At 54.7% G+C, this 24462-nt stretch carries 22 protein-coding genes; 12 read left to right on the top strand and 10 right to left on the bottom strand.

What is annotated here, in order from left to right; all coding sequences use genetic code 11:
- Positions 1-46 precede the first annotated feature (46 nt).
- From RIN69_RS11050 to RIN69_RS11030, 5 genes are all read right to left on the bottom strand, one after another.
- Positions 47-1084, bottom strand: a complete 1038-nt coding sequence (locus tag RIN69_RS11050) for an oxidoreductase (RefSeq protein WP_313857421.1) — start codon at positions 1082-1084, stop codon at positions 47-49.
- A gap of 117 nt (positions 1085-1201) precedes the next feature.
- On the bottom strand, positions 1202-2122 hold the full coding sequence (araC, locus tag RIN69_RS11045) for an arabinose operon transcriptional regulator AraC (protein WP_313857419.1): 921 nt from the start codon (positions 2120-2122) through the stop codon (positions 1202-1204).
- Between the two features lie 49 nt (positions 2123-2171).
- Positions 2172-3161, bottom strand: a complete 990-nt coding sequence (gene araH / locus RIN69_RS11040; RefSeq protein WP_313857417.1) for an L-arabinose ABC transporter permease AraH — start codon at positions 3159-3161, stop codon at positions 2172-2174.
- Between the two features lie 16 nt (positions 3162-3177).
- Positions 3178-4698 carry an L-arabinose ABC transporter ATP-binding protein AraG gene (gene araG / locus RIN69_RS11035; RefSeq protein WP_313857416.1) on the bottom strand — a complete coding sequence of 507 codons (1521 nt, stop codon included), beginning with the start codon at positions 4696-4698 and terminating at the stop codon, positions 3178-3180.
- 69 nt (positions 4699-4767) lie between these two features.
- On the bottom strand, positions 4768-5751 hold the full coding sequence (locus tag RIN69_RS11030) for an arabinose ABC transporter substrate-binding protein (protein WP_313857415.1): 984 nt from the start codon (positions 5749-5751) through the stop codon (positions 4768-4770).
- 372 nt (positions 5752-6123) lie between these two features.
- Between RIN69_RS11030 and RIN69_RS11025 the strand changes: the two genes are divergently transcribed.
- The 3 genes from RIN69_RS11025 (at position 6124) to RIN69_RS11015 (ending at position 10115) form a co-directional block, all read left to right on the top strand.
- Positions 6124-7809 (top strand): ribulokinase, encoded by a 1686-nt coding sequence (locus RIN69_RS11025; protein ID WP_313857413.1) that lies wholly within the window; start codon positions 6124-6126, stop codon positions 7807-7809.
- Positions 7810-7820: 11 nt separating this feature from the next.
- Positions 7821-9326 (top strand): L-arabinose isomerase, encoded by a 1506-nt coding sequence (gene araA / locus RIN69_RS11020; protein ID WP_313857411.1) that lies wholly within the window; start codon positions 7821-7823, stop codon positions 9324-9326.
- A gap of 348 nt (positions 9327-9674) precedes the next feature.
- Positions 9675-10115, top strand: coding sequence for a hypothetical protein (locus RIN69_RS11015; protein WP_313857410.1), 441 nt, complete (start codon positions 9675-9677; stop codon positions 10113-10115).
- Positions 10116-10211: 96 nt separating this feature from the next.
- On the opposite strand, the gene yjfF is transcribed toward RIN69_RS11015, so the two are convergent.
- From yjfF to ytfQ, 4 genes are all read right to left on the bottom strand, one after another.
- Positions 10212-11195, bottom strand: a complete 984-nt coding sequence (yjfF, locus tag RIN69_RS11010) for a galactofuranose ABC transporter, permease protein YjfF (RefSeq protein ID WP_313857409.1) — start codon at positions 11193-11195, stop codon at positions 10212-10214.
- A complete protein-coding gene (gene ytfT, locus RIN69_RS11005; RefSeq protein ID WP_313857407.1) occupies positions 11188-12207 on the bottom strand; it encodes a galactofuranose ABC transporter, ATP-binding protein YtfT in 1020 nt (339 codons plus the stop codon). Before ytfT ends, yjfF begins: the two co-directional genes overlap by 8 nt.
- Positions 12200-13720: a galactofuranose ABC transporter, ATP-binding protein YtfR gene (gene ytfR, locus RIN69_RS11000; protein ID WP_313857406.1), complete on the bottom strand. Its 1521-nt coding sequence runs from the start codon at positions 13718-13720 to the stop codon at positions 12200-12202. Before ytfR ends, ytfT begins: the two co-directional genes overlap by 8 nt.
- A 91-nt stretch (positions 13721-13811) precedes the next feature.
- Positions 13812-14768: a galactofuranose ABC transporter, galactofuranose-binding protein YtfQ gene (gene ytfQ / locus RIN69_RS10995; protein WP_313857404.1), complete on the bottom strand. Its 957-nt coding sequence runs from the start codon at positions 14766-14768 to the stop codon at positions 13812-13814.
- Between the two features lie 698 nt (positions 14769-15466).
- Here ytfQ and ydgT point away from each other — a divergent pair.
- From ydgT to nth, 9 genes are all read left to right on the top strand, one after another.
- Positions 15467-15682, top strand: a complete 216-nt coding sequence (ydgT, locus tag RIN69_RS10990; RefSeq protein WP_313857403.1) for a transcription modulator YdgT — start codon at positions 15467-15469, stop codon at positions 15680-15682.
- Positions 15683-15799: 117 nt separating this feature from the next.
- The gene (locus tag RIN69_RS10985; protein WP_313857402.1) at positions 15800-16243 is read left to right on the top strand and encodes a DUF2569 domain-containing protein; all 444 of its coding nucleotides are present in this window, start codon (positions 15800-15802) and stop codon (positions 16241-16243) included.
- Between the two features lie 128 nt (positions 16244-16371).
- Positions 16372-16953 carry an electron transport complex subunit RsxA gene (gene rsxA / locus RIN69_RS10980; protein WP_052898623.1) on the top strand — a complete coding sequence of 194 codons (582 nt, stop codon included), beginning with the start codon at positions 16372-16374 and terminating at the stop codon, positions 16951-16953.
- Entirely contained in the window at positions 16953-17531 is a 579-nt protein-coding gene (gene rsxB / locus RIN69_RS10975) for an electron transport complex subunit RsxB (protein ID WP_313857401.1), read from the top strand. The genes rsxA and rsxB overlap by 1 nt, the downstream gene beginning before the upstream one ends.
- A complete protein-coding gene (gene rsxC, locus RIN69_RS10970; RefSeq protein ID WP_313857399.1) occupies positions 17524-19677 on the top strand; it encodes an electron transport complex subunit RsxC in 2154 nt (717 codons plus the stop codon). The genes rsxB and rsxC overlap by 8 nt, the downstream gene beginning before the upstream one ends.
- The gene (gene rsxD, locus RIN69_RS10965; protein ID WP_313857398.1) at positions 19678-20736 is read left to right on the top strand and encodes an electron transport complex subunit RsxD; all 1059 of its coding nucleotides are present in this window, start codon (positions 19678-19680) and stop codon (positions 20734-20736) included. It abuts the gene before it with no gap.
- Between the two features lie 2 nt (positions 20737-20738).
- A complete protein-coding gene (gene rsxG, locus RIN69_RS10960) occupies positions 20739-21371 on the top strand; it encodes an electron transport complex subunit RsxG (RefSeq protein WP_313857710.1) in 633 nt (210 codons plus the stop codon).
- On the top strand, positions 21364-22065 hold the full coding sequence (locus tag RIN69_RS10955; RefSeq protein WP_313857397.1) for an electron transport complex subunit E: 702 nt from the start codon (positions 21364-21366) through the stop codon (positions 22063-22065). The genes rsxG and RIN69_RS10955 overlap by 8 nt, the downstream gene beginning before the upstream one ends.
- Positions 22062-22697: an endonuclease III gene (gene nth / locus RIN69_RS10950; RefSeq protein WP_313857396.1), complete on the top strand. Its 636-nt coding sequence runs from the start codon at positions 22062-22064 to the stop codon at positions 22695-22697. Before RIN69_RS10955 ends, nth begins: the two co-directional genes overlap by 4 nt.
- Before the next feature lie 53 nt (positions 22698-22750).
- Here nth and betA read toward each other — a convergent pair whose 3' ends face one another.
- Positions 22751-24397, bottom strand: coding sequence for a choline dehydrogenase (gene betA, locus RIN69_RS10945; protein ID WP_313857395.1), 1647 nt, complete (start codon positions 24395-24397; stop codon positions 22751-22753).
- Between the last annotated feature and the right edge of the window lie 65 nt (positions 24398-24462).

Raw genomic sequence — 24462 nt, 5'->3', positions numbered from 1 at the left:
ATCATCGCAGGCAATGTGCATGGGCGGCGAGAAGGATTAGCCGCCCCTACAGCGACAGCGTCTGTCCTTTCTCTGCTGATTGCAGGCCCAGCTCGATCAGTTCCATAACCTGAATCGCCTCTTCGGCAGTGACCGGGTTACTGCCTGTGCCATTTACCGCATCGCGGATCGCTGCATAGTAAGCCGGATAATTGCCCGGGATCGTCAGCAGCGTTTTCTCCACCATCACCTCACCTTCAGCCAGCGTCAGTACGCCATCACGCATATCATAACCCCAGTCTTCCTGCGGCGGGCGCGCACCATCCTTCAGCCGATCTTCCTGCGGATCCAGACCATATTTTATATAGCTGCCGCGCGTGCCGTGCACCTGGAAGCGAGCCGACTCCGCCGCCACCAGCATACTGCCGTGCAGTACCACCCGACGCTGTGGATACGTCAGTACCGCGTGAAAATAGTCAGTGGTTTGCGCACCCGGACGCAGCTCGGCCATATCAACATTGATGGCATCCGGCTTGCCAAACAGTTGCAGCGCCTGATCGATCACATGCGGACCAAGATCAAACCAGATACCGCTACCGGCTCCTTTCATTTCGCGCCAGCGCTGACGGACTTCCGGACGGAAGCGATCGAAATGCGATTCAAGGTAACGCACCTCACCGAGCGTGCCATCGGCCAGCAGCGCTTTCAGCGTCAGGAAATCACTGTCCCAGCGGCGGTTATGGAATACCGAAAGCAACAAGCCTTTGGTTTTAGCCAGCGCATCCAGCTCGCGGGCCTCTGCCTGAGTCACGGTGAACGGTTTATCGACTACTACGTGTTTGCCCGCATTGAGCGCCGCTTTAGCCAGCGGGAAATGGGTATCATTTGGCGTAGGAATAACAATGACCTGAATGGTCGGATCGTCAAACAGCGTTTGTGGATCGGCAACCACCTGCATGGCAGGCCAGTCGGCATGAACTTTCGCTGCGTCGCTGCTGGAGACCGCAGCCAGCTCCATTTCTGAGGTACCGGCAATTAGCGGAGCATGAAACGTTTTGCTGGCGAAGCCATAACCCACCAGACCGACACGGACTTTATCACTCATTAGCATTCCTCTTGTTCAGCCTAAGCCTGCCGGTGAAGCAATATGCATTCACCGGCAAAACTTTACCTAATGATTTAAAACCATTAAGTCTCAGAGAACAAGCCAGATTGAGCTGAATTAGCTGTTTGTCCCCGATCGCGGCATCTGCCAGCTCTCCTCGGCTACCAGCGCATCATGGGCATCCTGACTGCGACGACGAAAGTCACTCGGGCTGACACCGACCCGTTTACGAAATACGCGTGAGAAATAGAGCTGATCGTCATAACCGACTTCCCGCCCCACGCTGGCGATCGGCTCCTGAGTGGTCTGTAACAGCAGTTTGGCGCGTATTACTCGCTGATCCTCACGCCAGCGTAGCAGATTCACTCCCATCTGCTCACGGAACAGATGCGCCAGCCGCGACGGCGACAGGCAGACGAATTTTGCTACCTCTTCAATTTTAACCTCGCCCGCCAGATTGCCGGTAACGTACTGACAGGCTTCAATAACCCGCGGATCGCGCACCTGCTGATGAGAACGAGGATCTTCTTCCACCGCCCGCAGCAACAGCCGCTCCAACAAATTCATCGCCAGCTCTTCGGCAAAGCGCCGCCCGGAGTTATGGGTCTGCTCAATATTGGCCATCAGGCGATCAAACTCTCCGCGCAGCGCCTCCGGCAACCGCAGCCGGCCAACGCCCTGGTTCTGATCCTGCCACTGCAACCAGTCACTCCAGTAGGCACGCGGGCGGAAGTAAATCCAGCGGTGGAACCAGCAATCGCTGTCGGATGAGCGGCCATAGTAGTGCGGCGTTTTGGGCTGAAACAGCAGCAGGTCGCCCGGCTCGCAGTCAAATGCCGCTTCACCGTCAAATACCCGTCCGCTGCCTTTGATCGTCAGATTGAGAATATAGCCTTTCATGCCGAGCGGACGATCAATAAAAAAGTCCAGCGGCCCATTGGCGGTAATCGGCGTCAGCCCTGCCACCAGCCAGGCATTAAACGGATAGCCCGGCAGCAATGGGTTCGACTGAACGGTTCCAGGCAGACGGTGATACATAACCCCTCCGGTTGACATATTTTTCGGCCTGTTAATCCACCGGCGTGAGCTAGTGGGTTTTGGCTTTTTGTTTATAGCGGTCGAAAATCACCGCCGCTAACAATATCAGGCCACGCACCACATACTGTGAGAACGGCGAGATATTCAATAAATTCATCGCATTCTCTACCGTACCGAGGATCAGCACCCCAGCCACTACATAAGAAATTTTGCCGATGCCGCCTTTCAGCGAGACGCCGCCCAACACGCAGGCTGAGATAACAATCAGTTCATAACCCAGTGACGTCATCGGCTGGCCGCTGGTCATTCGCGAAGCGAGAATAATCCCCGCGGCAGCGGAAACCAGCCCGGACAGAATAAAAATAATGATGCGGGTACGCACCACCGGTACGCCCGCCAGCCGCGCCGCCTCTTCATTACCGCCGATGGCCAGCGTATTGCGGCCAAAGGTGGTTTTGTTCAGCAGAAAACCAAACACGATCATGGTGGCGATAGTCAGCCAGATCGGTGCCGGAATGCCCAGCCAGTTGGTATAACCCAGCGCGAAGAAGCGCTCATCTTCAATACCGACTGCCTTACCGTCAGAAAAAATATAGGCCAGACCGCGCACAATTTGCATCGTCGCCAGCGTGGTAATCAGCGCGTTAATTTTCAGTTTCGCAATCACGAAACCGTTCACGAAGCCGCAGGCAACCCCGAGCAGCAGACCGGCAGTGATACCAATCCACAAGCTTTCGCTGAGATTAATCACCACCGCCGTCGTCACTCCGGCACAGGCAATTACCGACGCAACCGAGAGGTCAAAATCACCGGAAGCCAGGCAGAACAACATGCCGCAGGCCACCATACCGGACATTGACATCGCCAGGCCCAGGCCTTTCATATTGATAAAACTGCCAAAATTCGGCACGAAAATCATGCAGCCGATAAACAGCACGGCAAATACCACCAGCATGCCGAAGTTATCCCAGATGCGTGCGAGATTGGTGCCGGAACGCGAGACCGGTGGCGTGGTGTTTGAGGTGGTTGAAGAAGACATAACAGCACTCCTGGATTCAGGCCACAGCGGCCACTTGAGAGATTTTCGGCATCGCCAGATGCAGGGTTTTCTGCTCGGTCGCTTCGTCATGGCGAAGTTCACCGGCAATTTCACCTTCACGCATCACAATAATGCGGTCAGCCAGCCCCATCACTTCCGGCAGATCGCTGGAGGCAAACAGCACCGCAATCCCCTTCTCAGCCAGCGCATAAATCAGATTATAAATTTCATGTTTGGCGCCGACGTCAATGCCGCGCGTCGGTTCATCGAGCAGAATGACTTTCATCTCTTCCGACAGCCAGCGGCCCAGAATGGCCTTCTGCTGATTGCCGCCGGAAAGATTCATAATCAACTGATCGGCGGACGGCGTTTTGATATTCAGCGAGCGGATATGCTGCTCAGCGTTTTTTGTCTCCCATGCGCGGTCAATCAGACAACCGGCGGTGAGATTATGGCGACGGGCGCTGATATTGATATTATCGCGCACCGAATGAACCGGAATGATGCCGTCGGCTTTACGATCTTCCGGGCATAACATCATGCCAGCACGGATCGCGTCAGACGGTTCACTGATTCTCAGCGTTTCACCATCAAGACTGACCTCGCCCGATATCAGCCGGGTGGCACCAAACAGCCCTTTCATCAGCTCACTGCGCCCGGCGCCGACCAGACCAAATAAGCCGACAATTTCCCCGGCGCGCACGCTGAGTGAAATTGGCGTACGGACGCCTTTGGCATGCACCTGATTCAGTTGCAGACGCACTGCTCCGGTAGCCCGCGCCCGGTAGCCATAGATATCACCGATTTCGCGACCGACCATCGCCTGCACCAGCTGATCGTGATTGGTATTTGCCACATCAGTAAAGGTGCGCACATAGCGGCCATCTTTAAACACCGTAATTGCATCGCTGAGCGCGAAAATCTCCTCCATGCGGTGCGAAACATACAGCACCACCCGCCCCTGTTCGCGCAGATTGCGGATAACGAGAAACAGCTGTTCAATCTCGCGCGCCGACAGCGAACTGGTCGGCTCATCAAACGCAATAATTTTGGCGTTACGCGCCAGCGCTTTGGCAATTTCCACCATTTGCCACTGCCCCAGCGACAGATATTTCAGCGGCGTATCCGGGTCAATGTCCATACCCAGATTTTTCAGCTGTTGCCCGGCCTCATAGCGCAGCAACTTACGATTCACCCAGCCTGCACGCTGCGGCAGCTGACCGAGGTAGATATTTTCAGCAATGCTCATCTCCGGCACCAGATGCAGTTCCTGATAGATAATCGCGACCCCGGCATCAAGCGCTTCGGTGGTATGGCTGAAATTCACCGGCTGGCCTTTGATGCGAATTTCTCCGCTGTCAGGTTGATAACTGCCGCTGAGAATTTTCAGTAATGTCGATTTACCGGCGCCGTTTTCCCCCATTAGCGCGTGGACCTGCCCGGCATGACACTCGAAACCGATCTCCTGTAGCGCTTTTACGCCGGGAAAGGTTTTGCTGATGCCATGAAACGACAGAAATGCGGGTTCAGTGTTCATGGGGTTCCCCCTGTAAAGAAAGCGGATAACAAAGGGCCTGACGGTCAGGCCCTGATGACAACAGTGGAATTACATCAGCCCTTTTTTCGCCAGTTCGGTTTTAAAGTTGTCACGGGTAATCAGCACCACATCGGTCACCTCAGTGAATTTCGCCGGCTCCACGCCTTTAGTAACCCACTCATACAGCATCTGGCTGCTCTTGTAGCCGTGCACATCCGGGCTTGGCAGCAGTGAACCGTAGAAGCCGGTCGCCGAACCTTTCGACAGCTCGCTGACCGCATCCACGCCGTTGATACCAATACCAATCACATTCGGCGCTTTAAAGCCCTGACCTTCGGTGGCACGCACCCCACCCAGCACGGTGTTATCGTTCATGCCAACGATTAACCAGTTTTTCACTTCCGGATGCTGCACCAGCAGCGAGTTACCGGCATCAAACGCGCCGGGAATATCATTGGATTTGGTTGGCACCTGATAAATCTGTTTTTCCGGGAAACCGGCCGCTTTCAGCGCCGCCATTGAACCGCCGGTGCGGCGACGGGCGGTATCCAGTTCATCAGCGGTAATGGCCATCACGCCGGTCTCTTTCACATCCCAGCCGCGTTTCTGCATCTCTTTGTACAGCTCGTCGCCCTGACGCTCGCCGATTTTGGTCGCCGCCATCATCACCAGCGGCACACTGTCCATCGGTTTGCCCTTCGCGGTAACAAACTGATCGTCCACCGCAATCACTTTCAGGTCATAACTGCGCGCCTTGGCAACGATTGCCGCGCCCAGTTTTGGATCCGGCGTACAGATAACAAACCCTTTCGCGCCACTGGCCGCCAGGCTGTCGATGGCATTGAGGGTTTTCTCGCCGTCCGGCACGGCAATTTTGATCACTTCAAAACCCAGGTCTTTACCGGCTTTATCGGCAAATTTCCATTCGGTCTGGAACCAGGGTTCCTCAGGCTGCTTTACCAGAAAGCCCAGTTTCATGGTCTCGGCGATAGCTGATTGTGACATAACGGCTGCCAGCCCAACGACGGCTAACGCTTTAGTGAATTTATGCATGATGCTCTCCGGCTCGATAATGTTTTTTGCATGAGGTAAGCGAAGCGGTGTAAACGTTACCAGTCATCTAACAAGTTCAGTCAGTAGCGTTAAATCAGCTAATTAGAACCGTAATTGACTGATAGCTGTACAACCGCAGGGCTAGTTGTAGCGGGAAAGCGAGCAACATTTGTAGAGCGCTATCACATCGTGAAATTACAGCAGAAATGTCCATACATTCAGCCAATTTAACCGTCTGTTAACTTTTGAGGTCAGTCACAGAAAGCCCCACGATGACAGGAAAGTGCATATATGCAGCCGCAGATGACTAACCGCTTTTGCGCCAGCTTCTTAGGGTATACAGCAGCGATCGGCGATTAACAGGAGAGCCTTATGCGTGCTGGTGCCATTACAATTGGCTTAGATTTTGGAAGTGATTCGGTTCGCGCGCTGGCGGTAGATTGTCACAGCGGTGCCGAATTACAGAAACAGGTAGTCGCCTACGCGCGCTGGCAGGAGGGAAAATATTGCGATCCCAGCGCCAGCCGCTTTCGTCATCACCCGCAGGATTATATTGATGCGCTGGAGCAGGCGATTAGCGCAGTGGTCTCGCGCTTAAGCGAACAGCAGCGTGCCAGCGTGGTTGGCATTGGCGTTGACTCTACCGGCTCGACACCGGCACCGATTGACCGTCAGGGCCGGATACTGGCACTGCGCCCGGAGTTTGCCGATAACCCGAACGCGATGTTTGTATTATGGAAAGATCATACGGCAATTGAAGAGGCCGAAGCCATCACTCAGCTATGCCGCAGCGGTGACTTCCCGGACTACTCGCGCTTTATCGGCGGCGTTTACTCCTCAGAGTGGTTCTGGGCGAAAATTTTACACGTCTCGCGCGAAGATGCGGCGGTACGCGAAGCCGCCGTCTCCTGGATAGAGCTGTGCGACTGGGTACCGGCGCTACTGAGTGGCACCACTGCCCCGCACGAAATTCGCCGTGGCCGTTGCGCGGCGGGCCATAAATCTCTGTGGCATCCACAGTGGCAAGGTTTACCCGCTGCCGATTTCCTCAATGCGCTCGATCCCCTGCTGACACGCGATCTCGACTTCCCGCTGTTTACTGAAACCTGGACTGCGGATGTCCCGGTCGGCACCCTGACCGCAGAATGGGCGGAGCGGTTTGGTTTATCCACCAGCGTCACGCTGTCCGGCGGCGCATTTGACTGCCATATGGGCGCGGTCGGTGCCGGTGCGCAGCCTTATACGCTGGTCAAAGTGATTGGTACTTCAACCTGCGACATCTTAATCGCTGATGCCGAACGCGTCGGCCAGCGCGATATCAAGGGAATTTGCGGCCAGGTTGATGGCAGCGTGATGCCGGGCATGATCGGTCTTGAGGCCGGTCAGTCGGCGTTTGGTGATATGTATGCCTGGTTCAGCCGCCTGCTGAGCTGGCCGCTGATTCAGGCCTCTGCTCAGCATCCACAGCTGAAAGCACAGATTGCCGGGATCCAGCAGGATCTGCTGCGTCAGCTGACCGATGCCTGGGTCGCCAATCCGCAGCTGGATCATCTGCCGGTGGTGCTGGACTGGTTTAATGGCCGTCGAACCCCGTTCGCCAACCAGCGGCTGAAAGGCGTGATTACCGATGTGAATTTGGGTACCGATGCACCGACGCTGTTTGGTGGATTTATCGCCGCCACCGCATTTGGCGCACGCGCAATTATGGAGTGCTTCGAACAGCAACAGATTCCGGTTGAACATATTCTGGCACTTGGCGGTATCGCCCGTAAATCACCGGCGATTATGCAGGTGTGCTGCGACGTAATGAATCGTCCACTGGATATCGTCGCCTCCGACGAATGCTGCGCGCTGGGCGCGGCGATTTTCGCCGCGGTCGCCGCCGGCGTTTACCGCGATATCCCGCAAGCGCAACAGCAGATGGCCAGTCCGGTAGCCGAAACCCTGCAACCGGATGCCGCGCGCGTGGCACGTTTTCAGCAACTTTATCAACGCTATCAACACTGGTGTGAGGCTGCTGAACCGCAGTATGCCCCGCGCACTTTATCCGTTAAGTAAGGAGTGGTTTTATGGAACAGCTAAACGCGCTCAGCGTGTGGTTTGTGATTGGCACGCAGCATCTCTACGGTGCCGAGACATTGCGCCAGGTTGAGCAGCATGCGCAGCAGGTGGTTGACGGGTTAAATCGCCAAGCCAGATTACCGTTTACATTACAGCTGAAGCCACTGGTGAAAAGCCCTGATGAAGCGCTGGCACTGTGCCGTCAGGCCAATTATGACCAGAGTTGCCTTGGGATTATTACCTGGCTGCATACTTTTTCTCCGGCCAAAATGTGGATTGGCGGCCTGTCGATTCTGAATAAACCACTGATGCAGTTTCATACCCAGTTCAACGCGGAGATCCCGTGGAACAGCATGGACATGGACTTTATGAACCTGAATCAGACCGCGCACGGCGGTCGTGAGTTCGGCTTTATTGGCGCGCGGATGAATCTGCAACACAGTGTGATCGCCGGTCACTGGCAGGATCCGGTCAGCCAGCAGCGTATCGGTAAATGGATGCGCGGCGCGGCGGCAAAACAGGCCAGCCAGCAGCTTAAAGTGGCGCGTTTTGGTGACAACATGCGCGAAGTGGCGGTAACCGAAGGGGATAAAGTCGGTGCACAAATCCAGTTTGGCTATGCGGTTAACGGCTGGGGTGTCGGTGATTTGGTGGAAGTGATTAACCAGGTCAGCGAGGGCGATCTGAATGCACTGATTGACGAATATGAAAGCCAGTATGAATTTACCGCTGCCGCCGCGGTGAACGGTGAGAAGCGACAGAATGTGCTGGACGCCGCACGCATTGAACTGGGCTTAAAACGCTTTCTTGAAGCCGAGGGGTGCAAAGCGTTCACCACCAATTTCCAGACGCTGCACGGTATGACCCAGTTACCTGGGCTTGCGGTACAGCGTCTGATGGCACAAGGCTATGGTTTTGCCGGTGAAGGCGACTGGAAAACCGCCGCGCTGCTGCATATTTTCAAAGTAATGGCGCAAGGCCAGCCGGGCGGCACCTCGTTTATGGAAGACTATACCTACCACTTCTCGCCGGATAACGACCTGGTGCTTGGCTCGCATATGCTGGAAGTCTGCCCGTCGATTGCGCGTGAAGAGAAACCACTGGTCGATGTGCAGTTCCTTGGTATTGGTGACAAAGCCGATCCGGCACGCCTGATTTTCTCTGCCCCGGCCGGACGCGCAGTTAACGCCAGCGTGATTGATATCGGCGATCGATTCCGTCTGCTGGTTAACGTGGTGGAGGCTATTGAGCAACCGCAACCGTTGCCAAAATTGCCGGTGGCACGCGCGATCTGGCGCGCCCAGCCATCACTGGCGACCGCCGCTGAAGCGTGGATCCTCGGTGGCGGTGCGCACCATACGGTATTCAGCCAGGCGCTTGATGTTGACGATATGCGTCTTTATGCCGAAATGCACGGTATTGAAATCGTGGTAATCGATAACGACACCACTCTTCCCTCATTCCGCGATGCGCTGCGCTGGAATGAGGCCTATTACCGCCTGAATCTGCGCTAACTTGCAAACAGGCTATCACCGCCTCAATCTGCGCTAACTTGCAAACAGGCTATCGGGGCGATTTTATCGCCCTTTTTTTACGCCGAATCCTCACTCAATGCCTTTCGTATTCGTTGAACAAGGTTAGATTCGGTAAAAGCCAGAAAGCGCGGTGGAAACCTAATTGATAGCATATAAATAATTTAAAATTTAATTATATTGAAAATAAGAAATTAAACTATTTTAACAACAACAGAATAATGCTATTTATTTTATCTCAGTTTATGCAGCACGCACTTTAAGAGCCGAATGGCCCCATTGGAGAAAGATGATCCCCAGACACGTTCTGGATTCAGCAAGGAATAGATTATGCAAACCGCCATGGTTATTAAATGGGCGCACCGAAGTTTCACCGCGATTCTTGTTATTATAATTACTGCAGTGGCAGTAAACTTCTGCCTCACCCACCAACCCTATAACGATCGGATATACCATAAGCAGCAGCTTACCAGCAGCCTTTGGCTGTATATCACGCAATATCAACATGCCGCTGCGACCGATACCGAGGTATATCGTTATTATCTTAACCACAATATTACTGGCGATCCGCTGGAAACGTTAACCAAAACGGCTCCATTTATGACAGCCGATCGGCCCGATGCCACGGTTAATGCTCTCGCTAATAAAGTAACCGTCAGAATAACCGGAAAGATTTACTCATTCAGTAACTCGGTATTTTTTTATGATGACAATATCGCAGTTATGCCGGTAGTCGACCTTTATGCCAGCGGCATCAATAACTGGCGTTAATCCGCCGTTTCCACCCAGGGCGAGGTTATCGCCCTGCTGATATTGCTGCGCGCAGCAACGATCAAGGCTCCTGACGAAGCCCTTTCGTTACCCGCCTCAGGACAATCTTTTTACCGGTGCATTCTGCTGACGATCCCACATCACCGTCAGCAGCCGTTGCAGCGCAATAAAACCAAACAGCAAAATCCCAATCGCGATTTTGGTCCACCATGAACTCAGGGTGCCGTCGAAATTAATCCAGGTCTGAATCAGCCCCTGGATCAGGACGCCAAACAGCGTACCCAGCACCGTTCCCACGCCGCCGGACAACAGCGTACCGCCAATCACCACCGACGCAATGGCATCCAGTTCCACGCCCATTCCCGCCAGCGCATAGCCTGCCGAGGTATACAGCGAGAAGACAATCCCGGCCAGCGTTGCCAGCCCGGAAGACAACATATAGATCTTCACGGTAGTGGCGCGGGTGGAAATGCCCATCAGCTGGGCCGAGGTCACATTACCGCCGATGGCATACACCTGATTACCAAAACGCGTGCGGTGCGCCAGGATAATTCCCAGTACCACCACCAGCAGCATGATCAGCGCCAGCAGGCTTAACCGACCGCCGCCGGGGATCTTCCACGCCATACTGGATAAGCTGCTGTACAGCGGATGATCGATGGGAATCGAACTTTCCGCCACCAGATAGCTACAGCCGCGCAGGAAAAACATGCCGGCGAGAGTGATAATAAACGCCGGGATTTTTAACGCATCAATCAGCCAGCCCATCATGGCGCCAAACGCCGAACCGGCCACCATAATAATCGCAAAGGCCAGCCAGGGTGACAAATTCAGATCGCCAATCGCGCGCGCCAGGAACACGCCGGTAAAGGCGATCACCGCACCGACCGACAGATCGATGCCGCCGGAAAGAATCACAAAAGTCATCCCGACGGCAATGATGCCGAGAAAGGCGTTGTCAGTGAGAATATTGCAAATCACCCGCGTGGAGGCAAAGCCGGGAAACTGGCTCAGACAGAACAGATAACCCGCGACAAACACCAGCAGCGTAATCATTAATGGCAAATGACGTTTAACCACGACCGCCTCCTCGTTTAAACAGCTGAATAAAGCGCGGCGACTGCAACAGCAGTACGCACATCACCACCACCGCTTTAACTACCTGATTCAGTTCCGGTGCAAAACCGGACAGCAAAATGCCGGTGTTCATCGCCTGGATAATCAGTGCGCCAATCAGTGACAGCACCAGGTTAAAACGTCCGCCCATCAGCGACGCACCGCCAATCACCACCGCCAGGATCGCGTCCAGTTCCAGCCATAATCCGGCGTTATTGGCATCCGCACCGCGAATATCCGCCGCAACAATCAGACCGGCCACCGCGGCACACAGTCCGCTGATGGCATAGGTCGACATCACCACCAGCCAGCCGTTAACGCCTGCGTTACGCGCCGCACGCAGGTTAATCCCCACCGCTTCAATAAATAATCCCAGCGCGGTTTTGCGGGTTAACAGCCAGATCAGCGCCGCGACCAGCAGCGTGATCCATACCGGCACCGGAAACAGCCAGAGCGTGCCGCTGCCGATACGCGCCAGCGCATCACTGTCAAAGGTCACAATCTGGCCTTCGGTAATTAACTGTGCGATACCGCGCCCGGCCACCATCAGTATCAGCGTGGCAACAAACGGCTGGATTTTCAGCAGTGCCACCAGCACGCCATTCCACAGGCCACACAGCAATCCGGCACCCAGCGTTGCCATAATTACCAGCCACAAGCTGTAACCGGCGACCGTCATGGTCGCCGCCGTGGCACCGGCAATCGCCATCACCGCTCCGACCGACAGATCAATTCCGCCGGTAGCGATGACCAGCGTCATACCAATAGCCAGCAGCGCGACCGGCGCCGCGCGGTTAAGAATATCAATCGGGCTACCGAACAGGCGGCCATCCTGTAAATGAATGGCGAAAAAGTTATTGGCCACCAGGCTGTCCACCAGCAAAACCAGCACTAATGCGGCTATCTGCGGCATTCCCGGCGGGAATTTACCTTTCAACATGCGCTTTTTCTCCGGAGATACCTGTGACTCAAGCATGCTGCGATCCTCCGTCAGCAATCGCCTTCACAATCGCCGCAACGGAAAGCTGCTCCAGTGGAATTTCCGCTACCTGCTGACGATCGCGCAGGATCAGAACCCGATCGGCATAACCCACCAGTTCTTCCAGCTCCGATGAAATCACCAGCAGCGCGAGGCCATCGGCGCAGAGTGATTCAATCAGGCGGATAATCTCGGCGTGGGCACCCACATCAATTCCGCGCGTCGGCTCGTCGAGAATCAGAAACTGCGGACGGGTGACCAGCCAGCGCGACAGCAGCACTTTCTGCTGGTTACCACCGGATAACAGCTCGACCGGCTGCTCTGCATGCGGCGTGCGGATACCGAGGCTTTTAATAAAACGCTCGGCAATCTGCTGCTGCTCGCGGCGCTTAATCGGCCGCAACCAGCCACGCTGGGCCTGTAACGCCAGAATGATATTCTCACGCACCGAGGCGGCACCGATAATACCGTCTGTTTTACGATCTTCCGGACAGAATCCCATCCCCAGCCGCGACGCTTGCGCCGGAGTGCGGATAGTGCGTTTTTTACCTTTAATCAGCGCCGTACCGCTGTCGGCACGGCGGATGCCAAACAGCAGTTCGGCGGTTTCGGTCCGCCCGGAACCCAGCAGCCCGGCCAGCCCGACCGCTTCCCCCGGCCTGACCCGCAGGCTGAACGGCTCAATGGTGCCCTTCTTACCATAATCTTTAAACTCCACCACCGGCTGGTTGCTGCGCAAAGTACTGCCGGCGCGCTGCAGTGCAGTTTCCAGCAGCTCGCGCCCCAGCATCAGTTTAATTAGCTCAATCTGCGGCAGGCTGTGGGTATCGCGGGTGGCGATAAACTGTCCGTTACGCAGCACGGTAATCCGATCGCTGACGCGGTATACCTGGTCAAGAAAGTGGGTAACAAAGATTAAGCTCATGCCCTGCGCTTTCAGCTGATTCATCAGCGTGAACAGCATCTCTACCTCGCTGGCATCAAGGCTGGCGGTAGGTTCATCGAGGATCAGTACCTGCGCGGAGAGATCCACCGCGCGGCAAATGGCAATAATCTGCTGCATCGCCACCGAATACTGGCCGAGCGAGCGGGTAACATCCAGCTCAAAGCCGTACTCCCGCATCAGCCGGGTGGCGTTTCGCACCATCGTTTTACGATCGATCAGGCCGAAGCGTTTAGGCTCGCGACCGATAAACAAGTTGTCGGCCACCGACATATTGGGCAGCAGGTTAACTTCCTGATACACCGTACCAATGCCAATTTCCTGTGCCTGAGCGGTATTGCGGGGATTGATCGGCTGGCCATTCAGCGTCACGCTGCCGGCATCACGCTGATAAACCCCGGTCAGCACTTTAATCATCGTTGACTTACCGGCCCCGTTCTCCCCCAGCAGCGCCATAATCTCACCGCGCCTGATGCTAAAAGAGACATTATCCAACGCCTTCACACCGGGGAAAAATTTGCTGACGCCGTGAATCGTTAACAGCGCTTCCTCTGTCTGCGTGGTCATAAACTTCGCCTCTCAGGGTAAAAAAAACCGCCGGATCGCAAAGCCTGTCCCGCTCTATTACGGGGTGACTGTGGATCAAGCGGTGTTGTGCTTAGTAACCCATGCCTTTTTTCTTATCTAATTCGGTTTGTGCATCAGCGGGCAGGAACAGACGTGATTTGGTTTTGATAATTTTTGGTGGTTGAGTGCCATCTTTTTTGAATTTCTCCAGCGCATCAAACGCCGGGCCAGCCATATTTGGCGTCAGCTCGACGTTGGCATTGGCCTCGCCCGCCAGCATTGCCTTATAAATATCCGGCACGCCATCAATCGATCCGGTCAAAATATCTTTACCGGGTTTCAGTCCTGCCTCTTTAATCGCCTGAATGGCGCCGATGGCCATATCATCATTGTGCGCGTAGACCATGCAGATATTTTTGCCGTTATTTTCCGCCTTGATAAAGCTTTCCATCACCTCTTTACCCTTACTGCGGGTAAAGTCGCCGGACTGCGATCGGATTACTTTAATATTTGGTGAGCCGGCAATGGCTTCAGCAAAGCCTTTTTTACGATCGATGGCCACGCTGGCCCCGACGGTGCCCTGCAGCTCTACCACGTTGCAAGGTTTACCCGCGACCTCTTTGACCAGCCAGTCGCCTATCAGCTTTCCTTCCAGCACGTTATCGGCGGTGACCACTGCCATATACAGCGATTTGTCTTTAACCACGATGGCGCGATCCAGCAGGAATACCGGAATTTCTGCGTCTTTAGCTTCTTCCAGCACCGGCTCCCAGCCGGTCTGTACTACTGGCGCGATAAAAATTGCATCCACGCCCTGCGCAATAAACGAACGCACCGCTTTAATCTGATTCTCTTGTTTTTGCTGACCATCGGCGATTTTCAGCGTGATACCGCGTTTAGCGGCTTCGCTTTTCGCCACGCTGGTCTCAGCCGCGCGCCAGCCCGATTCTGAGCCAACCTGAGAAAATCCGACTGTCATATCGGCCGCCAGCGCTGAACCGGAGAGTGCGGCACTCACCATGGTGGTTAAGAGTAAACGCTTCCACATAATCTTTTTTCCTCTGATGGGAGATTGCTGTATGAGTACAAGGCCTCTAAAGCCTGGACTAATCAGGTGGAAACATTTTCGACATAGTTCACAAAATGCTACGAATTAAATGGGTTACGTAAATATCACCCGCTAACAACCGCCGATGATATGGAGTTTTTTCCTGCGGTTAATATCAGGCCAGTTAAATAACTGTAATAAAGATAACAGGTTATCTACGCAGGGTTTGGAAGCGATTACAGCACCACGTAAAGTTCTGCCATTTTGTCGATGAGGGCCAGCATTTAAATAATTATCTGAACTGTGATTGTCCGCACACTGACAGGATTACGCCAACTTTAACCGGTAACAGTAGAGTTAAATAGTTGAAGGTCAGAAACGAGCCTTTTACACGGCAGCATTTTCTTAAAATAGATAAAACCATAATCCCCAGTAATAGCGGTAGCGGGACGCCACAGATAATAATGCTGTAAACGTTTCAGCGAGTAATAATTGCATTTAAAATTTATTTTTCATTTTAAAAAAAGCTAAGGGTAACAACATCTCCTACAGACAAATCTTAAAAGAAACCATTTTGTCAGCTGTAATTACGTATTAATCTGATTTTCTCTTTTTTTTAATGCTGGGGGTATAGACAGCGCTTCCCGTCTCCCTATACTTGATAACTCACTATCACCCTACCTGACCTGACGGCCACCATGACAGCACAAGACTACCTGCTGAAGTTTCGTAAAGTGAGTAATTTAGAGACGCTGGAAAAACTTTTCGATCACCTCAACTATTCGCTGAGCGATGATAAAGAACTACTGAATATGTACCGCGCTGCCGATCATCGCCGCGCTGAATTGGTATCAGGCGGACGCCTGTTTGATTTAGGCTGCGTGCCAAAATCTGTCTGGCGCTATGTGATATAAGCACCTGACTCACTGCACCGCGCATTTTTCTGTATAATCCCCCTCCAGTTTAATGATGACAGCCTTGCCTTTTGCCAGTGCTGTCATTGCTGTTTACTCTCTGTCAGGAAACCTATCATGACTGTGCAATCTTCTGCGCCACGTATCGGCGGCTGGCTTTTCGTGCCGCTGGCGTGGCTGATTATGACGCTGCTGACCAGCACGCTGGTGGTGGCTATGTATCTCAGCGCGTTTCTAAGCCCGGATATGCGCCAGGCGTTACTCAGTCAGGAACACGCTTTTACCCTGCAATGGACGCTGTCACTGGCCACCTCGCTGGTGGTGTGGGTCTACAGCGCCTGGGTCACCTGGATATTCTGCAAGCGTTCGCGACGTCTGCCGCGCCACTACATCATCTGGCTGCTGGTGACGGTACTGCTGGCGATTAAGACCTTTGCCTTCTCGCCGGTCACAGACGGCGCGGCAATTAAGACTTTGCTGATCGCGCTGTTAGCCGCCTCGCTGCTGGTGCCCTACTTCAAACGTTCTCAACGGGTTAAGACGACATTTATTGAGCCATAACCGCTGCTATAAACGTCAATAATTTAATCCTGAGTGCTATCAGATAATAACCCCAGGGTTGGTATGTTGTGATACAGCCGCTAATGCCCGATAATAAGCGGCTTTTATTTTTTTCCCCAGGCGTAACAATGACCGAATACCTGCTTCTTTTCGTTGGCACAGTGCTGGTGAACAACTTCGTATTAGTGAAGTTTCTCGGCCTCTGTCCCTTTATGGGCGTTTCCAAAAAACTGGAGACGGCAATTGGCATGGGACTCGCCACCACCTTTGTTATCACCCTCGCCTCAATTTGCGCGTGGGTGGTTAACCATCTGATTCTGGTTCCGCTGGATCTGGTTTACCTGCGCACGCTGGCCTACATCCTGGTGATTGCGGTCACCGTGCAGTTCACCGAAATGGTGGTGCGGAAAACCAGCCCGGCGCTCTATCGCCTGCTGGGCATCTTTTTGCCCCTGATCACCACCAACTGTGCGGTGCTGGCGGTGCCATTGCTGAGCGTCAACCTGAATCACACCTTTTTACAAGCGGCAATGTACGGCTTCAGTGCGTCAGTCGGCTTCTCGCTGGTGATGGTGCTGTTTGCTGCAATGCGTGAACGCCTGGTACTGGCCGATGTGCCGTTACCGTTTAAGGGCTCGTCAATTGCGCTGGTCACTGCTGGCCTGATGTCTCTGGCCTTTATGGGCTTCTCCGGTCTGGTGAAATTCTAATGTCAGCAATCTGGATAGCAATTATTGCGTTAAGCGCCCTCAGTCTGGTGTTCGGTGGCCTGCTGGGTTACGCCTCACGTCGTTTTAAAGTAGAAGCCGACCCGATTGTCGAGCAAATCGATGAAATCCTGCCGCAGAGTCAGTGCGGCCAGTGCGGTTATCCCGGCTGTCGCCCCTATGCGGAGGCGGTCGGTAACAACGGTGAAGCGATCAATAAATGCGCCCCGGGCGGCGAACAAACCATGCTTAAGCTGGCCGGTTTGCTAAACGTCGATCCGCAGCCGATTGACGGCGACATCGCGGCCAAAGAGCCGGTGCGCACCGTGGCATGGATTGACGAAGCTAACTGTATCGGCTGCACCAAATGTATCCAGGCCTGCCCGGTTGATGCCATCGTCGGCGCAACTCGTGCAATGCACACCGTACTGAGCGACGTGTGTACCGGCTGCGATCTCTGTGTTGCTCCCTGCCCGACCGACTGCATTGAAATGCGTCCGGTTGCGACCACCACTGCCAACTGGAAGTGGGATCTCAACACGATTCCTGTCAGGGTTATTCCCGTGGAAAGTCATGCGTAATCTGTTTAATTTCTTCAAGAAAGACAAAATTTGGGATTTCGACGGCGGCATCCATCCTCCGGAGATGAAAACCCAGTCGAACGGCACGCCGCTGCGTCAGATTCCGCTGCCAGAGCGGTTTATTATTCCGCTGAAACAGCATATTGGTCATGAAGGCGAAATCTGCGTTGCGCCAGGTGACGTGGTACTGCGCGGCCAGCCGCTGACCTTTGGTCGTGGCCGGATGCTGCCGGTACATGCACCAACCTCAGGTACGGTCGAAGCGATTGCACCGCATATGACCGCGCACCCTTCAGCGCTGTCCGAAATGTGCATTTTTATCACTCCCGATGGTGAAGATCGCTGGATTGAACGGCAAACCGTCAGCGACTATCGCCAGCTGGAGCGTGCCGAACTGGTCAGCCGCATTCATCAGGCTGGCGTCGCGGGCCTTGGCGGCGCAGGATTCCCGACCGGAACCAAACTGCGCGGCGGGTTAAGCGGGGTTAATACCCTGATCATTAACGCCGCCGAATGCGAACCCTATATCACCGCCGATGACCGTCTGATGCAGGACTGTGCCGACGAGATCCTTGAAGGTAGCCGCATTCTGGCGTGGATTCTACAGTCAGAAAAAGTGCTGATCGGGGTGGAAGATAATAAACCCGAAGCGATTGCCGCGCTGAAACGCGCACTGGGCGACAGCACTGATTTACAGCTGCGGGTGATTCCGACCAAATACCCTTCTGGCGGTGCCAAACAGCTGACCAAAATACTTACCGGCCGCGAAGTGCCGCACGGTGGACGCTCATCGGATATCGGCGTGCTGATGCAAAACGTCGGGACGGCTTATGCGGTTAAGCGCGCGATTATTGATGGCGAACCCCTGACCGAGCGCGTAGTAACCCTGACCGGTGAGTCAGTCGCACAGCCCTGTAATCTGTGGGGGCGTCTCGGCACGCCGGTCAGCCATCTGCTGCGCCAGGTTGGTTTTGCGCCAGCCGCCGGACAAATGGTGATTATGGGTGGCCCCTTAATGGGCTTTACCCTGCCCGCGCTTGACGTGCCGATGGTGAAAATCACCAACTGCATTCTGGCCCCTTCGGCCAGCGAGATGGGTAATAACGAAGCGGAGCAGTCCTGCATTCGCTGTAGCGCCTGTGCCGATGCGTGCCCGGCGAATTTGCTGCCACAGCAGCTTTACTGGTTTAGCCAGGGTGCCGATCACGAAAAAGCGCGCTCACATCATATTGATGACTGCATCGAATGCGGCGCCTGTGCCTATGTCTGCCCCAGTAATATTCCCCTGGTGCAGTATTATCGCCAGGAAAAAGCCGAGCTGCGCGCTATCGACCTCGAAGCGCAGCGTACTGCTCAGGCTAAAGCGCGTTTCGAGGCGCGTCAGGAACGTCTGGAGCGAGAGAAGCAAGCGCGTGAAGCCCGCCACGAGCAGGCGAAGCGTAAAGTCAGCGCCAGCGATCAGGGCGAAATCGCCGCCGCGCGGGATCGCCTGAAGGCGAAAAACAGCAGCGATAGTGAGACTACTGACATACCGCAAGCGCAACAGCCTGATAACACCATGGTGAACGCACAGCGTGAAGCGCGCATCGCGCAGGCGCGGGCGCATCAGGCAGAGAAGCAGTCAGAAACCGAGCCGTTGACCCGCCAGTCTGGCGATCCGCGTAAAGCGGCGGTAGAAGCAGCCATTGCCCGCGCTAAAGCCAGGAAAGCCGAGGCGGAACAGTCTGCTGAGGTGGATGCGGTTGATCCGCGCAAGGCGGCGGTGGAAGCCGCGATTGCCCGCGCTAAGGCGAAAAAGGCCGCGCAGAACAACGAGTCGGCTGAGCCAAAAGCTGAGGCTGAACCGGTTGATCCGCGCAAGGCAGCGGTGGAAGCCGCGATTGCCCGCGCTAAGGCGAAAAAGGCCGCGCAGAACAGCGAGTCGGCTGAGCCAAAAGCTGAGGCTGAACCGGTTGACCCGCGCAAGGCCGCTGTGGAAGCCGCGATTGCCCGCGCTAAAGCGAAAAAGGCCGAAAAAGCCGCACAGTCAGAACCGATGGCTGAAGAGACAGAATCAGACGATCCCCGCAAAGCGGCAGTGGCGGCGGCCATCGCTCGCGTAAAAGCGCGCAAAAGCGCGCAGCAGCATGTTACGCAAGAGGACTAAATGGCTTTTCGTATTGCAAGTTCGCCTTATACTCATAACCGACGCAGCACCGGTACTATTATGCTACTGGTGTTGCTGGCAGCCATTCCGGGCATGTTCGCCCAGTGGTATTACTTTGGCTATGGCAACCTGATTCAGGTCGCGCTGGCTGCGATTACCGCCTGGTCAACTGAGGGAATTATCCTCAGGTTGCGCCAGCAGCCAATCGTCGCCAATCTCGCTGATCATTCCGCACTGTTGACCGCGTTGCTGCTCGGCATCAGTATTCCACCGCTTGCCCCGTGGTGGATGATTGTGCTGGGTACTGCCTTTGCGGTGGTGATTGCCAAACAACTGTATGGCGGCCTCGGTCAGAACCCGTTTAATCCGGCGATGATTGGATATGTGGTACTGCTGATCTCTTTCCCGGTGCAGATGACCAGCTGGCTACCGCCGGAGTCATTGCAGTCGGTCACGCCTGGCCTGATGGATTCGCTGAGTATGATTTTCAGCAACCATACTCTGGCGGGAGAAACCATGCAGCATCTGCAGGTGGGTGTCGACGGTATCAGTCAGGCGACGCCGCTGGATAACTTTAAAACCGGTTTACGCGCCGGCCACAGTGCCGAACAGCTGATGGCCCAGCCGATCTACACCGGCGTGCTGGCGGGCATTGGCTGGCAGTGGGTCAACATTGGCTTCTTGCTGGGGGGGCTGTTCCTGCTATGGACCAACAGCATTCGTTGGCAAATTCCGGTCAGTTTTCTGCTGTCGCTGGCCTTCTGTTCCACTCTCGGCTGGCTGATTTCGCCGGAAAGCCTGGCGTCACCGATGATCCACCTGTTTTCCGGTGCCACCATGCTGGGGGCGTTCTTTATTGCCACCGATCCGGTCACCGCCTCCACGACAAATAAAGGCCGGTTGCTGTTTGGTGCTTTAATTGGTCTGCTGGTGTGGCTGATCCGCAGCTTTGGCGGCTATCCTGATGGCGTGGCATTTGCGGTACTGCTGGCAAACATTACCGTGCCGCTTATTGATTACTATACTAAGCCGCGCGTTTACGGACATCGTAAAGAATGAGTATGCTCGATTCGATCAGAAAAAATGGTGTCACGCTGGCGCTGTTTGCCGCGGTCACCACAGGCGTCACCGCAGTAATTAACGCGGTGACCAAACCAACGATTGAACATCAGACTGCGGTACAGCAGAAACTGCTGTTGGATCAGGTGGTTCCGCCCGAGGTTTATGACAATGCCATTCAGCAGGAATGTTACGTTGTCACGGATAAAGCGCTGGGTAATAGCAAACCGCACCATCTTTACCTTGCGCGAATGAACGATAAACCGGTTGCGGTGGCGATTGAGAGCACCGCGCCGGACGGCTATTCCGGTGAGATTCAGCTGCTGGTCGGTGCCGATTTTTCTGGCAAAGTCTACGGTACCCGGGTCGTTGAGCATCATGAGACGCCGGGCCTTGGCGATAAAATCGAACTGCGCATCTCCGACTGGATCAACAGTTTTAATGGCAAGCAGATTTCTGGCCCCGACGATCGCCATTTTGCAGTGAAGAAAGATGGCGGTGATTTCGACCAGTTTACCGGCGCAACCATCACGCCACGAGCGGTGGTCAATGCGGTCAAACGCACCACCCTGTATGTAGAAACGCTGCCAGCGCAACTTTCATCGCTGCCCGCGTGTGGAGACAACAATGAGTGAAGCGAAAACTTTACTGGTAAACGGCCTGTGGAAGAATAACTCCGCGCTGGTCCAGCTGCTGGGCCTCTGCCCTCTGCTGGCGGTGACCTCTACCGCCACCAATGCGCTGGGTCTCGGTCTGGCAACCACCCTGGTGCTGACCTGCACCAATAGCGCGATCTCCGCTTCGCGGCGCTGGGTAAAACCGGAAATTCGTATTCCGATTTACGTCATGATCATTGCTGCGGTCGTGAGCTGTGTGCAGATGTTGATCAACGCCTACGCTTACGGCTTGTATCAGTCGCTGGGGATCTTTATCCCGCTGATCGTCACCAACTGTATTGTGGTGGGTCGTGCTGAAGCCGTAGCGTCAAAAAGCAGCGTACCGCTGTCAGCGCTCGACGGCTTTGCCACCGGGATGGGCGCAACCAGCGCGATGTTTGTGCTTGGTTCAATCCGTGAAATTATTGGTAATGGCACCATCTTTAATGGTGCTGACCAGCTGCTTGGCCCTTGGGCAAAAGCACTGCGTGTTGAAGTCGTCCACTTTGATTCACCGATGCTGCTGGCGATGCTGCCACCCGGCGCGTTTATTGGTCTTGGCATGATGCTGGCCGGTAAATATATGATCGACAAAAAGATGAAAGAGCGTGCTGCGGCACGTGCTGCTGAAAACCAGGCCGCACCTGAGGGCCATACCGGGAAAGCGATGTGAACAAGGAAAAACGTCATCAGATTCTGAGCCGTTTGCGTGATAACAATCCTCACCCTACTACCGAACTGGCATTCAGCTCCTCTTTTGAGTTGCTGATTGCCGTGCTGCTCTCTGCCCAGGCAACAGACGTCAGCGTCAATAAAGCCACGGCAAAACTCTATCCGGTGGCCAATACCCCGGCCGCCATGCTGGCGCTGGGCGTTGACGGCATCAAAGAGTATATAAAGACCATCGGTCTGTTTAACAGCAAAGCAGAGAATGTGATTAAGACCTGCCGCATTCTGCTGGAGCAGCATCAGGGCGAGGTGCCGGAAGATCGCGCCGCGCTGGAAGCGCTGCCGGGCGTCGGGCGCAAAACCGCCAACGTGGTGTTGAATACCGCTTTTGGCTGGCCAACCATTGCCGTGGATACCCATATTTTTCGCGTCAGTAATCGCACGCGATTTGCGCCAGGTAAGAATGTCGAGCAGGTGGAAGAGAAGCTGTTAAAAGTCGTGCCGGCAGAGTTTAAAGTGGATTGCCATCACTGGCTGATTCTGCACGGGCGTTATACCTGCGTGGCACGTAAACCGCGCTGCGGATCCTGCCTGATTGAAGATTTATGCGAGTATAATGAGAAGGTTGAGATTTAAGTTAGTTTCAGGCGATCAGTAAGGGCGGTGAGAACACCGCCCTTGATCACAATTTAGCGCTGTAACTGATAATAGTCTGCCGTTGAACGCGCTAATGGCGCTTTACCGCGAATCGCATCGGCAATTTTTTCCGCCAGCATCACGGTAGGCGCATTCAGGTTACCGGTGACAATCTGCGGCATAATTGACGCATCGACCACACGCAGCTGCTGCATCCCATGCACGCGCCCTTGTGCGTCGACCACCGCCATTTCATCGCTGCCCATCGCGCAGCTACCACAAGGGTGATAGGCGGTCTCAGCATGCTCGCGGATAAAGGCGTCGATCTGCTCGTCGCTCTGTACCTCGATACCCGGCTGAATTTCGTCGCCGCAATACTCAGCCAGCGCAGGCTGGCGCATAATTTCACGCGTCAGGCGAACCGCTGAACGGAACTCCTGCCAGTCACGCTCTTCCGACATATAGTTGAAGAAGATCGACGGCGCGTCATACGGATCTTTCGATTTCAGTTTGATCCGTCCACGGCTCATTGAGCGCATCGGACCAACGTGAGCCTGGAAGCCATGCTCTTTAACCGGGCTGCTGCCGTTATAGTTAATCGCCACCGGCAGAAAGTGGTATTGCAGATCTGGCCAGTCTGGCTGGTCGTCACTGCGAATAAAGCCACCAGCTTCAAACTGATTACTGGCGCCGATACCGGTGCCCTTAAACAGCCACTCGGCACCAATTGCCGGTTGATTCCACCATTTCAGCGACGGATAAAGGCTGACCGGCTGTTTGCAACGGAACTGCATATACACTTCCAGGTGGTCCTGCAAATTGCGGCCCACGCCCGGCAGCGGATGTACCACATCAATATCCAGCTCACGCAGCCACTCTTCCGGCCCAACGCCGGAACGTTGCAGGATCTGCGGAGACGCAATCGCACCAGCACACAGCAGCACCTCACGGGTGGCCTGCGCCTGATGTGACTGACCTTTCACCAGCCATTTCACGCCGCTGGCGGTTTTGCCGTCGAACAGGATGCGATCGGTCTGCGCATGAGTGACAATGGTCAGATTCGGACGCTGACGCGCCACGTCCAGATAACCGCGCGCGGTGCTGGAACGGCGACCATGTGGCGTAACAGTACGGTCCATCGGGCCAAAACCGTCCTGACGATAGCCATTCAGATCGTCGGTTTCATAATGACCAGCCTCGGTTGCCGCATCGATAAACGCACGGTACAGCGGATTATTGCCGCTTTTCGGCGTAGTCACGCTCAGATAGCCTTCGCCACCGTGATAATCGTTTTCACCGATATCGCGTTTCTCCGCTTTGCGGAAATAAGGCAGGCAGTTGAGATATGACCAGTCATCAAAACCGGTCTTTTTCGCCCAGTTATCGTAATCCATCGCGTTGCCACGGATGTAACACATCCCGTTAATCAGCGATGAGCCGCCCAGACCTTTACCCCGACCACACTCCATACGACGATTGTCCATATGAGGTTCCGGATCGGTTTCAAATGCCCAGTTATAACGCTTGCCCTGCAAAGGATACGCCAAAGCGGCTGGCATTTGGGTACGGAAATCCAGGCGATGATCGCGGCCGCCTGCCTCCAGTAAAAGTACCGATACGTCAGCATCCTCAGTTAATCGGGTCGCCAGTACATTGCCTGCGGAACCCGCGCCAATAATGATATAGTCAAATTTCTGCATTAAACCTCCAGCTTAACCCGCCATACTGCAGTCAGTCGCGCTGCATAAAACAGGGCGGGTATCAA

The organism is Winslowiella toletana (assembly GCF_032164335.1).
Lineage (GTDB): Bacteria > Pseudomonadota > Gammaproteobacteria > Enterobacterales > Enterobacteriaceae > Erwinia > Erwinia toletana_A.
This window is presented reverse-complemented; position numbering and strand designations above follow the sequence as displayed.

Coding starts and splice junctions, on each gene's coding strand:
- araH (WP_313857417.1), bottom strand. CDS start 3,161: ATGTCTTCTTCAACCACCTCAAACACCACGCCACCGGTCTCGCGTTCC.
- RIN69_RS10955 (WP_313857397.1), top strand. CDS start 21,364: ATGAGTGAAGCGAAAACTTTACTGGTAAACGGCCTGTGGAAGAATAAC.
- ytfT (WP_313857407.1), bottom strand. CDS start 12,207: ATGCTTGAGTCACAGGTATCTCCGGAGAAAAAGCGCATGTTGAAAGGT.
- betA (WP_313857395.1), bottom strand. CDS start 24,397: ATGCAGAAATTTGACTATATCATTATTGGCGCGGGTTCCGCAGGCAAT.
- RIN69_RS11025 (WP_313857413.1), top strand. CDS start 6,124: ATGCGTGCTGGTGCCATTACAATTGGCTTAGATTTTGGAAGTGATTCG.
- araG (WP_313857416.1), bottom strand. CDS start 4,698: ATGAACACTGAACCCGCATTTCTGTCGTTTCATGGCATCAGCAAAACC.
- RIN69_RS10985 (WP_313857402.1), top strand. CDS start 15,800: ATGACTGTGCAATCTTCTGCGCCACGTATCGGCGGCTGGCTTTTCGTG.
- rsxC (WP_313857399.1), top strand. CDS start 17,524: ATGCGTAATCTGTTTAATTTCTTCAAGAAAGACAAAATTTGGGATTTC.
- rsxG (WP_313857710.1), top strand. CDS start 20,739: ATGCTCGATTCGATCAGAAAAAATGGTGTCACGCTGGCGCTGTTTGCC.
- araA (WP_313857411.1), top strand. CDS start 7,821: ATGGAACAGCTAAACGCGCTCAGCGTGTGGTTTGTGATTGGCACGCAG.
- RIN69_RS11050 (WP_313857421.1), bottom strand. CDS start 1,084: ATGAGTGATAAAGTCCGTGTCGGTCTGGTGGGTTATGGCTTCGCCAGC.
- araC (WP_313857419.1), bottom strand. CDS start 2,122: ATGTATCACCGTCTGCCTGGAACCGTTCAGTCGAACCCATTGCTGCCG.
- RIN69_RS11015 (WP_313857410.1), top strand. CDS start 9,675: ATGCAAACCGCCATGGTTATTAAATGGGCGCACCGAAGTTTCACCGCG.
- ytfR (WP_313857406.1), bottom strand. CDS start 13,720: ATGACCACGCAGACAGAGGAAGCGCTGTTAACGATTCACGGCGTCAGC.
- rsxB (WP_313857401.1), top strand. CDS start 16,953: ATGTCAGCAATCTGGATAGCAATTATTGCGTTAAGCGCCCTCAGTCTG.
- ytfQ (WP_313857404.1), bottom strand. CDS start 14,768: ATGTGGAAGCGTTTACTCTTAACCACCATGGTGAGTGCCGCACTCTCC.
- rsxA (WP_052898623.1), top strand. CDS start 16,372: ATGACCGAATACCTGCTTCTTTTCGTTGGCACAGTGCTGGTGAACAAC.
- RIN69_RS11030 (WP_313857415.1), bottom strand. CDS start 5,751: ATGCATAAATTCACTAAAGCGTTAGCCGTCGTTGGGCTGGCAGCCGTT.
- rsxD (WP_313857398.1), top strand. CDS start 19,678: ATGGCTTTTCGTATTGCAAGTTCGCCTTATACTCATAACCGACGCAGC.
- ydgT (WP_313857403.1), top strand. CDS start 15,467: ATGACAGCACAAGACTACCTGCTGAAGTTTCGTAAAGTGAGTAATTTA.